Here is a 13,909-nt window from a genome sequence, read left to right on the forward strand (position 1 = left end):
CATATCGCGCGCGCCCGGCGCAGACCTGAGGGAAAACAACAAAAAATCGCCGGGGGAACGGCGCGGAATTTGTGGGTTGGCACAATTCAGTCGTGCATCAGCATGCCGATATACAACCGCAGAGAGTCAGTTAATTGATTGATTTTCATGCCGGTTATCACCTCGATGCGCTGCAGGCGATAACGCAGGGTATTGACGTGAATATGCAGCTGCGCGGCGGTCTGCGTCTGATCACAATTCTGCGAAAAATAGTGGCGTAGCGTACTGCGCAGCACGCCTTTTTCGTCCTGTTCGCCCAGCGTTCGCCAGGGGCGCCCCAGCTCTTGCGCGCGCCAGTCCTCCCCGAGATCGCACAGCAGCGACGGCAGCGGATAGTCGTGGTAGAACAGCGTGGCGTGACGCAATTTCAGGCGCTGCGCCATCGCCTGGGTGGCGCGCGCGGTCAGGCTGGAGCGGTAGGCGCTTTGCGGATCGTCGTAGAAACCGCCGACGATCAGCCGCACCCGAAAGCGGTGCTTGAGCTGGTTTTGCAGACGCTGCGCCTGTTGGCGCTCCAGCTTCAAACTCCATTCGCCTTGCGCCATGCTGGCCGGGCGCAACAGAGTCATTTCATTGAAGCCGGTAATGGCGATCAACGCGTCGCGCTGGGTGGCCTCCAGCTCCGCCAACAGCTCGCGCAGCAGGTGCGGCTGCGCCTCTTGCAGTTCGACGATCCAGACGATGCGCGCCTGGCGCAGATCCAACCCCAGATACGCCGCCATCGCCTCCAGCGACGCGGTGTTCGGCTGCGGCTGCAGCAGCTGATTCGCCAGCTCTTCCCGGTAGCGTTTTTCCCACTGGTGCTGATCCAGCAGCGCCGCCTGCTCCACCATCATCTCCGCCGCCATCTTGACCAGCTCGGCGTAGGCGCGCACCTCGGCCGGCTCGCCGGAAATGCCGATCACTCCCACCCGCTGATTGCGAAAGCTGAACGGCAGGTTGATGCCAGGCCGCACCCCTTTCAGATGCTCGGCAGTGGCGCGATCGATCTCCACCACCCGATTCTCCGCCAACGCCAGCACTGCGCCCTCATGGCGCTGAAACAGACGCTGCGGATTGCCGGAAGCGATGATCACGCCGTTGCTGTCCATCACGTTGACGGAATGGCTGATGATGCCCATCGCCCGCTGGACGATCTGGCGCGCGGTGGCTTCCGCCAGAAGAGTGGTTTGTCTGAGCATGCCCGGCTCCCTGCTGAGGGTGAAAACGCAGGCTTGTTATACGCCATTTGGCGCGGGCGATTAACGGGCACGGTTGCAACAAGCCGCCGCGATCACAATTTAACGGGAAAACGGCCAAAAAAAACGCCGGGCCACGGGCCCGGCGTCATGCACGATGCGCTTGCGATCAACCGAGGATGGTCGCCAGCTCTGCGCTCACTTCGGCCACCTTGCGGGTGCCGTCGATTTTGCGGTATTGGGTGTTGCCCGCTGCCGCTTCTTTGCTGTAGTAAGAGATCAGCGGCGCGGTCATCTGATGGTATTCCACCAGACGCTTGCGCACGGTCTCTTCCTGATCGTCCTTGCGCGTGGTCAGCTCTTCGCCGGTCACGTCGTCTTTGCCTTCCACCTGCGGCGGATTGAATTTCACGTGGTATACGCGGCCGGATGGCGCGTGCACGCGGCGGCCAACGATGCGGTCAACGATCAGCTCATCCGGCACGTCGAACTCCAGCACGAAGTCCACGTTGATGCCGGCTTCTTTCATCGCGTCAGCCTGCGGAATGGTGCGTGGGAAACCGTCCAGCAGGAAGCCCTTGCGGCAATCTTCCTGAGCGATGCGCTCTTTGACCAGCGCGATCACCAGCTCATCGGTCACCAGCTTGCCGGCGTCCATGATCTCTTTCGCCTGCTTGCCCAGTTCACTGCCGGCCTTCACGGCTGCGCGCAACATATCACCGGTGGAGATTTGCGGAATGCCGTATTTCTCCATGATGAATTGAGCCTGAGTACCTTTACCAGCGCCCGGAGCGCCCAGCAGAATGATACGCATTGCGTAAATCCCCTTGCTATGTAGTTTTTATAAAATTGCGAAAACGCTCAACGATACCATTTCAGGGGGGGCAGGCTCAAGGCGCGCGAAGGAAATCGATTGCGGAATGTGCAAAAAAACCGACGAACAAAAGGCGAGAAAAGACGGGGAAAAACCGAAAATGCGCCCCTAACGGTGCCGTTAAGGGCGCATATCTTCAACTTTAGGCGGACAGCAACTTGTTCATGCGGCGGATGAACAGGTTCGGATCCTCCAGCGTGCCGCGTTCAGCCAGCAGCGCCTGATCCAATAACAGGTCGATCCATTCGGCGAAATGTTCGTTATCGCCCACGTCGGATGCGCGTTTGACCAGAGCATGTTCCGGATTAAGCTCGAAAATGTACTTCACCTCCGGCGCCTGCTGACCGGCGGCGGCGAACAGCTTGGCCATCTGGGTGCTCATTTCGTCGGCGTCGGTTACCACGATCGCCGGCGTATCGGTCAGGCGGTGCGTCAGGCGCACATCCTTCACGCGATCGCCCAGCAGGGTTTTCACGCGTTCGATGAACGGTTCCAGTTGCTTCTCGGCGGCCTTCTGCTCTTCGGTTTCATCCGCCAGTTTATCCAGCGCTTCATCCGCCTTGCTGACCGACTGGAACGGCTTGCCGTCGAACTCGGTCAGGTAGCTCATCATCCACTCGTCGATGCGATCGGACAGCAGCAGCACTTCGATGCCTTTCTTGCGGAACAGCTCCAGGTGCGGGCTGCTCTTGGCCGCGGCGTAGCTGTCGGCGGTGATGTAGTAAATCTTCTCCTGCCCTTCCGCCATCCGGCCGACGTACTCTTCCAGCGATACGGTCTGCGCCGAGCTGTCACCGTGGGTAGAGGCGAAGCGCAGCAGTTTGGCGATCGCTTCCTGGTTACCGTTGTCTTCCGCCGGGCCCTCTTTCAGCACCAGACCGAACTGTTGCCAGAATTTCTGGTAGCCTTCGGCGTCGTCTTTGGCCAGCTTATCCAGCATCTGCAACACGCGCTTGGTCAGCGCGCCGCGCAGGTTTTGCGTCACACGGCTGTCTTGCAGGATCTCGCGCGACACGTTCAGCGGCAGATCGTTGGAGTCGATCAGGCCGCGCACGAAGCGCAGGTAGTTCGGCATGAACTGCTCGGCGTCGTCCATGATGAACACGCGCTGCACATACAGCTTCAGGCCATGCTTGTGATCGCGGTTCCACATGTCCCACGGCGCCTGCGCCGGGATGTACAGCAGGCTGGTGTATTCCTGCTTGCCCTCCACCCGGTTGTGGCTCCAGCTCAGCGGATCGGTGAAGTCGTGGGCGATGTGTTTGTAGAACTCTTTGTACTCTTCGTCGGTCACGTCAGCCTTGCTGCGAGTCCACAGGGCCTGCGCCTTGTTGATCTTCTCCCAGGTGACGGTATCGTCTTCTTCGTTCTTGCTTTCGATCTCCACCGGCAAAGCGATGTGATCGGAATATTTGCCGATCACCGAGCGCAGGCGCCAGGCGTCGAGGTACTCATCTTCGCCTTCGCGCAGATGCAGGGTGATTTCGGTGCCGCGGGTCTCTTTGGTGATGTCGGCGATGGTGTAGTCGCCTTCGCCGGCGGACTCCCAGAACACGCCTTCGTCATCGGCGGCGCCGGCGGCGCGGGTGCGCACGGTCACTTTGTCCGCCACGATGAACGCCGAGTAGAAACCGACGCCGAACTGGCCGATCAGTTGGCTGTCTTTCGCCTGATCGGAACCGATGGATTCCAGGAACGCTTTAGTGCCTGACTTGGCGATGGTGCCGAGGTTTTCAATCACTTCTTCGCGGCGCATGCCGATGCCGTTGTCGGCGATGGTCAGGGTGCGCTGCTCTTTATCGAAGGACAAACGTACGCGCAGCTCGCCGTCGCCGGCGTACAGCTCTGGCACGGACAGGGCGCGGAAGCGCAGCTTGTCGGCGGCGTCAGAGGCGTTGGAAATCAGCTCACGCAGGAAAATTTCTTTGTTGGAGTACAGCGAATGGATCATCAAATGAAGCAGCTGTTTTACTTCAGACTGGAACCCGCGGGTTTCTTGACCTTTCATACTCATTGATTACCTCAAAAGACAATGGCTACCAAAATCGAACAATGAGGATCAGATGAGGGTCAGGGTGTTGTTTTTCAAGCGGACGGCGGGATTTTTTTGGCAAAAAACAATGGGGCCGGGAGGCCCCATCCGGGAAAACATCAGAACTTGATGGCGTGGCGCCCGGCCAGCGAATGCGACAGCGTGGTGCCATCGACCATCTCCAGCTCGCCGCCCACCGGCACGCCGTGGGCGATGCGGCTGGCGAGCACGCCATACTGGCCGCACATCTCGGCGATGTAGTTGGCGGTCGCCTCCCCTTCCACCGTCGGGTTGGTGGCGAGGATCACTTCGGTGATGCTTTCCTTTTCCAGCCGTTGCTCCAGGCGATCCAGACCGATATCGCCCGGCCCGATGCCGTCCAGCGGCGACAGATGCCCCATCAGCACAAAGTAGCGCCCGGCGAACTGGCCGGTCTGCTCGATGGCGTGGATATCCGCCGGGCTTTCCACCACGCAAATCTGGCCGTTTTGCTGGCGGCGCGGATTGGCGCAGATGGTGCAGACGTCCTGTTCGGTGAAGGTGCGGCAGTCGGCGCAGTGGCCAATCTCCGACATCGCGCGCGTCAACGCCTGCGCCAGGCGCATGCCGCCGCTGCGATCGCGCTGCAGCAGTTGAAACGCCATGCGCTGCGCCGATTTCGGGCCGACGCCCGGCAAACAGCGCAGCGCCTCCATCAGGGATTCAAGGAGCGGGCTGGTTTGCATCAGAACGGCATCTTGAAGCCAGGCGGCAACTGCATGCCGCTGGAGACGGAGGCCATTTTCTCTTTCTGGGTCTCTTCGATGCGGCGCGCGGCGTCGTTAAACGCCGCGGCGATCAGATCTTCCAGCATCTCTTTGTCGTCTTCCATCAGGCTAGGATCGATCTCCACGCGGCGGCAGTTGTGCGCGCCGTTGATGGTGACTTTCACCAGGCCCGCGCCGGATTCGCCGGTCACTTCCAATTTGGCGACTTCTTCCTGCATCTGCTGCATTTTTTCTTGCATTTGCTGGGCTTGCTTCATCAGGTTGCCCAGACCGCCTTTACCAAACATAGTCGTCTCTCGTCGCTAGGGCCGCGCACCTCGCGCGGCGTTTAAAGGGGGCGAATACTCTCTTCATCCAGATCCGCGTCGAAGAATCGGCGCAGCGTCTGAATGTTGGTATCCGCTTCGATGGACTGGCGCGCCTGCGCCAGCTTTTCCTCATAGATGGCTTGTCGCCATTCCAGCGGGGTGCGCTCCGCCGGATTATCGTCCTCCACCACGGTCAGCGCGATCGGGCCGCCGTACAGCTCACCGAGCGCGTCGGCCAGCGTCTTCTGCGCCGAAGGCGAATTCAGATGGCGCTGCGAAGACCGCAGATGGAGGTTAATTTTGCCCGGCTCCGGCTGCTGCTTGAAGGCGTTCAACGCCAGCTGCTGCACCAATTTCGGGATCTTCAGCTTATCGATTTCTGCCGCCCAGGCGTCGCGCTCCAGCGACTCCACCACCAGCCTGGCGGCCAGCTCCGGCGTTTTCTCATGTTCCAACGCCGTGCGCAGCGCTTTCGGCGTCGCCAGCGGTTCCGGCGCCGCTTCCGGCTCGGTTTGCGCGCGCCAGCGATAAGCTTCCGGTTTCGCCGGTTTTTCCGGCACCTTCTTCTCCGCCAGGCGCTGCTGGCTGCGCTCGGTCACCGAAGCCAAACGCCCCAGCGCCGAGTTTGCCGGCCGCGCTATTCCTGGCGCCGCCGGCTCATTCTTTTTTGGTGTGGATGCTCCCTGCTGCCGTTGCAGCTGGGACCGCGCTTTCAACAGCTGGGCGGTGGCATCCGGTAAAGGAGTCGATGATTGTCGCTGCGGAGCGGCCGGCTGCCCTAGCGGCGGCGGCGCGTCCTGAAACTGCGGCGGCTGTGGCGATGCGGCGGCCTGCGGCTGCGCCATCGGCGCCGGCGCGGTCTGCACCAACGCCACCGGCTCCGGGATCACCGCTTTCGGGTGAAACGCCAGCGCGCGCAGTAGGGTCATCTCAACCCCCATGCGGCGATCCGGCGCATAGGCCAGCTCTTTGCGGCCCACCAACAGCGTCTGGTAGTAAAGTTGCACATCGGCCGGCGGCAGGGTGCGCGCCAGCTCGCGCAGCCGTTGCTCCACGGCGGCGTATTGGTTGTCGAGCATCGAAGGCAACAGCTGCACCATCGCAATGCGATGCAGCAGCGCCAGCGTCTCCACCAGCAAGTTTTCCCAGTCCACACCGCGCGAAGCGGCCTGCGCGACCTGCGCCATCACCTTTTCACCGTCGGCGCTGACCAGCGCTTCGAGGATCGCCAGCGGCTGCTCGTCATCGAGCGTGCCGAGCATCTGGCTGACGGTAGCGGCGGTCACCTGCCCCTGCCCCATAGCGATCGCCTGATCAGTCAGGCTCAGCGCGTCGCGCATGCTGCCATCGGCGGCGCGCGCCAGCAGCTGCAGCGCGCGGGCGTCGCTGGTGATCTGCTCCGCCGTCAGCACCGTTTCCAACTGCTGACGGATCTGATCGACGTCCAGCGCTTTGAGGTGGAACTGCAGACAGCGCGAGAGAATGGTCACCGGCAGCTTTTGCGGATCGGTGGTGGCCAACAGGAATTTGACGTGCGGCGGCGGCTCTTCCAGCGTCTTCAGCAACGCGTTGAAGCTGTGGCGCGAGAGCATGTGCACTTCGTCGATCAGGTAGACCTTGAAGCGGCCGCGCGCCGGCGCGTACTGGACGTTGTCCAGCAGATCGCGGGTATCTTCCACCTTGGTTCGGGAAGCGGCGTCGATCTCGATCAGATCGACAAAGCGCCCCTGCTCGATCTCGCGGCAGTTGTCGCATTGGCCACATGGCGTGGCGGTGATGCCGGTTTCACAGTTCAGGCCTTTGGCCAGCAAGCGGGCGATGGTGGTTTTTCCCACGCCGCGCGTGCCCGAGAACAGATAGGCGTGATGGATCCGCCCCAGTGAGAGGCCGTTGGCCAGCGCGGTCAGGACATGTTCCTGGCCGACCACGTCTGCGAACGTTTGAGGGCGCCACTTACGGGCGAGAACCTGATAGCTCATTAATACCGGAGAAGTCGAGGAATCTGGAGGGTCATGCTAACACAGCCCCGCGGCGATCCGCGAGGCCGTTGTGCCCAAGGGGCAATGCCGCATCAATGGCCGGCGAAGTCCACCAGGCAGTAGCAATCGATGCCCAGCTTGTTCAGACGCGCTTCCCCGCCCAGATCCGGCAGGTTGATGATGAACGCGGCGTCGTTCACTTCACCGCCCAGACGGCGGATCAGTTTGGTGGTCGCTTCGATGGTGCCGCCGGTCGCCAGCAGATCGTCCACCACCAGCACTTTGTCACCCGCGGTGATGGCATCGGTGTGGATCTCCAGCTTGTCGGTGCCGTACTCCAGCTCATAGCTTTCGCTGAGCGTGGCGCGCGGCAGTTTGCCCGGTTTGCGCACCGGCACGAAACCGACGCCCAGCGCCAGCGCGACGGGCGCGCCGAACAGGAAACCACGCGCTTCGGTACCCACCACCTTGGTCACGCCCGCTTCGCGATAGCGCTCAACCAGCAGCTCGATGCTGGCGGCATAGGCCAACGGGTTTTCCAGCAGGCTGGTCACGTCGCGGAACAGGATGCCCGGCTTCGGATAATCCGGGATGGTTTTGATACTGTCTTTAATAAACTGAAGCTGCTGCGCAGTAGCGGTCATAATTGTTGCCTGATAAAACTGCCTGAAAACCGGCGCGCCGCTCACCCGCCGCCCCCGGGAGAAACACACCGGAGAAGAAATGGCAGGCGATCCGCGCACGAAAACGCCCAAATCTATGCAAACTGGCGGACAAATGCAACCAGCGGCGCACAATCAGCGCTGTTTTTGTTGCGGCAGGTCAATAACCGGCAGACGCAGCATAAAGGTCAGCAAAATGGCCAGCATCAGCAGCAACAGCCCGCGCACCCACCAGATTTTCACCAGCCACAGCGAACAGGCGAAGGTCAGCACGATCACCAGCACCGCCTTCCACTTCGCCCCCGGCGGCAGCGCGCGATGCTGCTGCCAGTGGCGCAGGTAAGGGCCGAACCAGGAACGGTGCAGCAGCCAGTGATGAAAGCGCGGCGAAGAGCGGGCGAAACACCAGGCGGCCAACAGCAGGAACGGCGTGGTCGGCAGCAGCGGCAGCACCACGCCCAACGTCGCCAGCACCACCGCCAGCCAGCCCAAAATGATCAATAACCCACGCGTCATGCGGCTCTTCGCTCCTCAATCGGTTGCGGCTTACTGTAGCATCGGCGCCGCGCCGGCGGAATATGCATGCGGCGCTTGTTTCACAGCAGCATCGCGGGCAAGCTTACGCCTGTTGAAATCAAGAGGGAGCTTATGTGAGCACTCAGCGTCTATTACAGGTGTTGGCACAGCAGATCGCGGCGCTGGCGGCCGAAGTGACCCCGCGCGGCGACGTTCCGATCCCGCAGGCGCGCTTCGACGCCGCCCTGTTCGCCAATCGCGGCACGCGGCTGCGCGACTACCTGGCCGAGGTGGAGAAGAATTTCGCCCAGCTGCAAAGCGCCGCCAACGACAACCGCACCAGCCAGGTGGCCTTTCTGGCCGAAAAACTGGTGGCTCAGATCGCCGCCCTGCAGCGCGAGCTGGCGACCCAGGCGCTGCGGCGAAAGAACCAGCCGAAAGAAGCCCCCGAGGCCGATCTGTACCACAAGCTGGCCGAACATCAGGACTACGAACGCCGGCTGATCGCCATGATTCAGGATCGGGAAAGCCTGCTCGGCCGCCAAACCACGCTGGCGGCGCAGCAAAAACTGCAGCACGAGCTGGCGGCGCTGGAGGGGCGGCTGATGCGCTGTCGTCAGGCGTTGGCGCGCATCGAGCGCAATATCGAGCGCAAAGAAAACGGTTTTTGAAGATTTATCACAATATTTTAATGATTATTCCCGGTTGCGCGCCGGGTTCACTATACTCTGCCGGTACGCGAGTTATTCATCCCATTAATTAATAAGCGCAGGTGCTATGTCTCTGGAAAACGCCTCACCCGAACTGCAGCTGGCGGTAGACTTGATTTACCTGCTGGAATGCAACGAGATCGATCCGGTCACCGCACTGGCGGCGCTGGATATCGTCAAACGGGATTATCAGGAAAAGCTGCAGCGCGCCGGCGTCACCTCGCCCTATCTGCCCGCCGGACAGTAACCAGGGACAGCGCCGCTGTCCCTTCCGCCTTTCATTGCTTATCCGCCGCCGTCTGGTCGCCGTCGTCCGGCGACAGCGTTCTTTTCACTTCCTGCACTTCATTGCCCTGCTGGTTATGCAGATACACCTCCAGCTGATTGAAGGCAATGTCGATGCCGTTTTCCCGGCACAGGCGGTCGATTGAGCGATTCAGTTCGTCCACAGTGTAGCTGCGATCGCGCAGTTCGCGCACATAGAGCCGCAGTTCGTGATCCAGCGTGCTGGCACCGAAGTTGAGGAAGAACACCTGCGGTTCGGGATCGGTCATGACCCGCGGATTGTCGTGCGCCGCCTGCAGCAGCACCTTTTTCACCTTGTCGAGATCGGAGCCGTAGGCCACGCCGACCTTGATCAGCACGCGAGTGATGGTGTCGGACAGCGACCAGTTAATCAACCGTTCGGTGACGAACGCCTTGTTCGGAATGATCACCTCTTTGCGATCGAAGTCGGTAATGGTGGTGGCGCGAATGCGGATCTTGCTGACCGAACCGGAGAAGGTGCCGATGGTGATGGTATCGCCGATGCGGATCGGGCGTTCGAACAGAATGATCAGGCCGGAGACGAAGTTGGCGAAGATCTCCTGCAACCCGAAGCCCAGCCCGACCGTCAGACCGGCGGCCAGCCATTGCAGTTTGTCCCAGGAGACGCCGAGCGATCCCAGCGCCACCACGGCGCCCACGGCGGTAATCAGGTAAGTGAGCACGGTGGTGATGGCGTAAGACGCCCCCTGCCGCAACTGCAGCCGCGACAGCACCACCACCTCCAGCAGACCAGGCAAGTTGCGGGTGAGCACGTAGGCGACGATCACTGCGGCGATCGCCACCATCATGTTGCCCAGCGTCACCGCCTGCGCCACGCTGCTGCCCGCCACGGTGCTGGTGTAATGCCACAGCGTGATGCTGTCCAGATAGGCGATGACCGTCACCAGATCCGACCAAATGGCATAGAAGGCGCTGGCGAAGATGGCGAACAGCACCAGGGTGGTCAGGCGCAGCGACTGCTGGTTGATCTGATCGAGCGCCAGCGGCGGCTCTTCCACCACCGGTTCACCGCCTTCGGCTCCTTCTTTCGCCACGTTTTGCCGCCGCGCCAACGCGCGCCGGTAAGCCAGACGCCGCGCCGCCACGCTCAGACCGCGCAGCGCGGTCAGGTATACGATATTCCACAGGAAAAACAGATACAGGCTGTCTATCCAGCGGCTGGCCAGTCGCAGCGTGGTATAGAAGTAACCGGCGAACATCAGCCCCAGCAGGATCAGCGGCGTGGCGGCTATGGCAGTAACCACCATCAGCCGCACGGCGTGCGAGCCCTTTTCGCGCCAGCTGTCGCGACACAGCGGGAATACCAGCACCGCGAGCAGCGCCAGCGTCAGCATCACCACGATCTGGCCGATAACGTCTTCCACTAGGCGCAGCGGCGCTTTTTCGCCCAATACCGACCAGAAGATCAGCGGCTGCAGCGCCAATCCCAGCCGCAGCGTCTGCCGGCGGTAATGCGCGCACAGATTGGCGCCGAAGTTGAAATGCCGCTCGGCAATGCCGCCCGGTTTCAGCATGCGATAGCTGAAGCCGAACACCAGCCACGACAGCGCCAGCTGCTGCGACAATGCCCAGATAAAGTCGCTGATGCCGAAATCGGCGCGATACATCCAGAAACCGACGCCGAGCAGCAGCGCGGCGCCGGGCAATACCTTCAGCAAGGTCAGCGCGATGGCCTTCGGCGTGTGCAGTTGGCCGTCGCGCTTAAGTTGCCCCACGTCGTTGGCCAGCTTTTGCAAATGGCCGTCGATCAGCCGGTAGCGCCAGCGCAATACCCCGATCGCCAACAGCATCGGGATCAGGAACACCAGCGCATTCAACCCGCCCTGTACCAGCTTGCCGCCGTCGAATTTGATATCTAGCCCGGCAAGCTGATCGCGCACCGCCTCCGGCATCGCCTTCAGCCACGCCAGATCGACCGGCTTGTTGCTGTTGACCCAGAAGATCTGCTGGGTCAGCGTATCCTGCAACGAACCGTAGACGCTGGTGAGCTGCTGCTGATTGATCTGCAGGTTGATCGACAACGACAGCTGGTTGCTGAGCTGTTTGTTCAGCTGATCCAACAGCTCGCGGCGCATGTCGACGATCTCGTTCAACGCGTCGATCACTTCCGGGCCGGCCTTTTCCTTGCTTTCGGCCACCAGCTGGTTGATGTAATCCTCCCCCTTGAACAGATCGTCGCGTTGCTGATTGATATCGAACTGCTCCAGCCGCAAATCGGCGATGCGCGTGTCCATATCCGCCAACAGCGTGCCCTGCGGCAGGCTCTGCTGCTGCTGATACAGGATGCGCGACAGCACCAGGCTGCCCTTCAGCACCTGGATCTGCTCTTTCAGGTTACGCTCCGCCTGCAGCCCGCGATCGAGCCAGTTTTTGACCCGAATATTCTGCTGGAACAGGGTGTTGCTCTCTTCGGTGGCGGCAATCAGCCGCTGGCTCAGTTGGCGGTTGACGTCCAGCTGCTTGCTGACCAGCTGATCGTGCTGGATATCGGTGGCGTCTTCCGGGTTCTGCGCCTCTTTGGCGGTCTTTTCAGACAGCGTCAACCGCTTGCTGTTGACGATCTCCTGCAGCAACTGCACTGACTTATCCAGCGCGTCGATATGCGCCGTGGTGTAGTCGCGCTGCTTTTGCAGCAGATCCTGCAGCGTGGTATTGGCTTCCAGGCTCTTGCGCTGCAGCTCCAGCTGCGCATTGAGCAGCGCCTGCTCGGTGCTCAGCATCACCTGTTGACTGTTGCGCAGCGAATCTTGCCCCGGCGTCTGGCCGCTGAGCTGGCTGCGGATCTCCTGCAGGCGCTGCGAGGCGGCGTACATGGTGCTTTGTACCCGCTCGGGCTGGGTTTGCAGCGACACCAGTTGGCTGTTGTAGGTGGAGAGGCTCTCCTGCGCGCTTTGCAGCTCGTCGAGCGTTTGATACAGCCGGCTTTCCAACTGGCGCAGCGACAGCGGCAACAGCGCAGCGCGCGCCGCCGCATTGTCCACCGGCTGCTTCAGCGCATCCAGTTCGGCAGTGACCTGATTGAGCTTCGCCGGCGCCTGCTGCACCTGCTGTTTAAGCTGCGCGGCGTCCTGCCGATTGCGCTCGAGGGCGTCCAGCAGCTCCAGCGTGCGGGTTAAATCCTGTTGGGACAGCTTTTCGACCGGCGTCAGGGCTTTTTGCTTGCTCAGCGTTTCCAGCTGGCTTTGCACTTCGCTGCGCTGCGGCAGATCGCCGTTCAGCGCCGCCTGTGTCGGCAAGCTCAGCGCGCAAATCAGGAAAAGAAGTGTCGCGGCGGCGATGCGCCGCCGGCATGCGCCGACAAACGAGCGCGGCGCCAGAGAGGGCAGAGTCAACCAGCGATGCATGATTTAGCTTCGGAATCGGTTAAGAAGCCTGAAGATTATCACGACAGCCGGCAGGCAACGAACAACAAAAGCGTTGCCGGTGATGTCCCATTGTCGCGAAATCAGAAAGTCAGCACTTTCTCCGCCGCCAGCGTCCACTGCGCCAGCTCGACCAGCGTGCCGATCGCCACGCCGTCCGCCAGCGGCAAGCGGCTGACGCCGCGCGCGTCGGCGCAGGTCTTGCACAGCTTGACCGGCACCTGCTGCGCGGTGAGGATTTCCAGCATCTGCTGCAGGTGGTACCCCTCGTGCGGCTGCTGCCCGGCCAACCCGGCCACCACCGCATCGGACATCAGAAACAGCCGCAGATCGAGACTGCTCTGCTGCTCTTTCATGGCGATGGCCAACCGCAGCGCATTGAACAAGGATTCGTGGCCATAGGCGGCGCCATTGGCGATGAGAACGACTGATGACATGAAATCTCTCCTTATAAAGGCAGGGAGCCGGCGTTGGACGGTGCTGCCGTCGGCATATCGGATCTGAGGCGCAAGGTGGGGCAAAACTGCAGCATCTCCAAAAACGCATCCACCAGCGCTTCGGCTTCGGCCCGCAGATCGAAACTTTCCGGCATAAACAGCCAGTTTTCCATCAGGCCGGTGATATAACCGCGCAGGATGATCGCCGCACGGCGGGTATGCAAATCGGCGGGCAATTGCTCGTGGTGAATGCAGTTATACAGCACCGCTTCGATGCGTTCGTAACCGGCGAGGTACAACACCTTGCGCGAATCCAGCAACGGCATCATTTCACCGACAAACTCGCATTTGTGGAATATAATCTCCATCAACGCCCGCCTGCGGCCGTCTTCAACCGTAGACGTCAGAATGTAAATCAGAATTTCCCGGATAACCCGCAGTGGATTATCGGGAAACTTTGCCTGATACTCTGTTTCGAGCTGGTCAATTTTCGGCTCGGTAGATTCCCAAACTTCATTAAACAGGTCTACCTTATTCTTGAAGTGCCAGTAAATGGCTCCACGCGTAACCCCGGCAGCGGTGGCAATATCTGTCAGTGACGTTGCAGCAACGCCACGTTCAGAGAACTCTCTCACCGCAGCATCGAGGATTTGCTGTCGGGTTTCTTGCGCCTGCTGTTTGGTTTTTCGTGCCATGGCATTGTTATTTAGGGGGAGTG

Annotated in this window: 13 protein-coding genes and 1 other annotated feature; of the genes, 2 read left to right on the plus strand and 11 right to left on the minus strand. The window is 61.0% G+C overall.

From position 1 onward, the window contains the following. Positions 1–86 precede the first annotated feature (86 nt). The 8 genes from L085_RS23045 to L085_RS23080 all read right to left on the minus strand — a co-directional run bounded on the left by L085_RS23045 (position 87) and on the right by L085_RS23080 (position 8,355). A complete protein-coding gene (locus L085_RS23045) occupies positions 87–1,220 on the minus strand; it encodes a sugar diacid recognition domain-containing protein (protein WP_044031821.1) in 1,134 nt (377 codons plus the stop codon). Positions 1,221–1,386: 166 nt separating this feature from the next. Then, entirely contained in the window at positions 1,387–2,031 is a 645-nt protein-coding gene (adk, locus tag L085_RS23050; protein WP_004940261.1) for an adenylate kinase, read from the minus strand. A 202-nt stretch (positions 2,032–2,233) separates the two neighbouring features. Further along, entirely contained in the window at positions 2,234–4,099 is a 1,866-nt protein-coding gene (gene htpG, locus L085_RS23055; RefSeq protein ID WP_044031822.1) for a molecular chaperone HtpG, read from the minus strand. 143 nt (positions 4,100–4,242) lie between these two features. Beyond that, a complete protein-coding gene (recR, locus tag L085_RS23060) occupies positions 4,243–4,848 on the minus strand; it encodes a recombination mediator RecR (RefSeq protein ID WP_004940263.1) in 606 nt (201 codons plus the stop codon). Then, positions 4,848–5,177 (minus strand): YbaB/EbfC family nucleoid-associated protein, encoded by a 330-nt coding sequence (locus L085_RS23065; protein WP_004940264.1) that lies wholly within the window; start codon positions 5,175–5,177, stop codon positions 4,848–4,850. The genes recR and L085_RS23065 overlap by 1 nt, the downstream gene beginning before the upstream one ends. 41 nt (positions 5,178–5,218) lie before the next feature. Continuing rightward, on the minus strand, positions 5,219–7,177 hold the full coding sequence (gene dnaX, locus L085_RS23070) for a DNA polymerase III subunit gamma/tau (RefSeq protein ID WP_044031823.1): 1,959 nt from the start codon (positions 7,175–7,177) through the stop codon (positions 5,219–5,221). Then, positions 5,822–5,886, minus strand: a sequence feature (DnaX frameshifting element). It overlaps the preceding gene by 65 nt. Before the next feature lie 92 nt (positions 7,178–7,269). Next, positions 7,270–7,821 (minus strand): adenine phosphoribosyltransferase, encoded by a 552-nt coding sequence (gene apt, locus L085_RS23075; protein ID WP_015376864.1) that lies wholly within the window; start codon positions 7,819–7,821, stop codon positions 7,270–7,272. A gap of 153 nt (positions 7,822–7,974) precedes the next feature. Then, complete coding sequence (locus tag L085_RS23080) at positions 7,975–8,355, minus strand: DUF454 family protein (protein ID WP_004940275.1); 381 nt, start codon at positions 8,353–8,355, stop codon at positions 7,975–7,977. Positions 8,356–8,489: 134 nt separating this feature from the next. Between L085_RS23080 and L085_RS23085 the strand changes: the two genes are divergently transcribed. Further along, positions 8,490–9,026 carry a primosomal replication protein gene (locus L085_RS23085; protein ID WP_004940276.1) on the plus strand — a complete coding sequence of 179 codons (537 nt, stop codon included), beginning with the start codon at positions 8,490–8,492 and terminating at the stop codon, positions 9,024–9,026. A 106-nt stretch (positions 9,027–9,132) separates the two neighbouring features. Further along, entirely contained in the window at positions 9,133–9,312 is a 180-nt protein-coding gene (gene rsmS, locus L085_RS23090) for a pleiotropic regulatory protein RsmS (protein ID WP_004940278.1), read from the plus strand. A 31-nt stretch (positions 9,313–9,343) separates the two neighbouring features. On the opposite strand, the gene mscK is transcribed toward rsmS, so the two are convergent. The 3 genes from mscK to acrR all read right to left on the minus strand — a co-directional run bounded on the left by mscK (position 9,344) and on the right by acrR (position 13,886). Continuing rightward, on the minus strand, positions 9,344–12,736 hold the full coding sequence (mscK, locus tag L085_RS23095) for a mechanosensitive channel MscK (RefSeq protein WP_044031824.1): 3,393 nt from the start codon (positions 12,734–12,736) through the stop codon (positions 9,344–9,346). A 101-nt stretch (positions 12,737–12,837) separates the two neighbouring features. After that, complete coding sequence (locus L085_RS23100) at positions 12,838–13,191, minus strand: DsrE/DsrF/TusD sulfur relay family protein (protein ID WP_004940282.1); 354 nt, start codon at positions 13,189–13,191, stop codon at positions 12,838–12,840. 11 nt (positions 13,192–13,202) lie between these two features. Further along, positions 13,203–13,886: a multidrug efflux transporter transcriptional repressor AcrR gene (gene acrR, locus L085_RS23105; protein WP_044031825.1), complete on the minus strand. Its 684-nt coding sequence runs from the start codon at positions 13,884–13,886 to the stop codon at positions 13,203–13,205. Positions 13,887–13,909: the final 23 nt, after the last annotated feature.

This window comes from Serratia sp. FS14 (genome assembly GCF_000695995.1).
GTDB lineage: Bacteria > Pseudomonadota > Gammaproteobacteria > Enterobacterales > Enterobacteriaceae > Serratia > Serratia nematodiphila.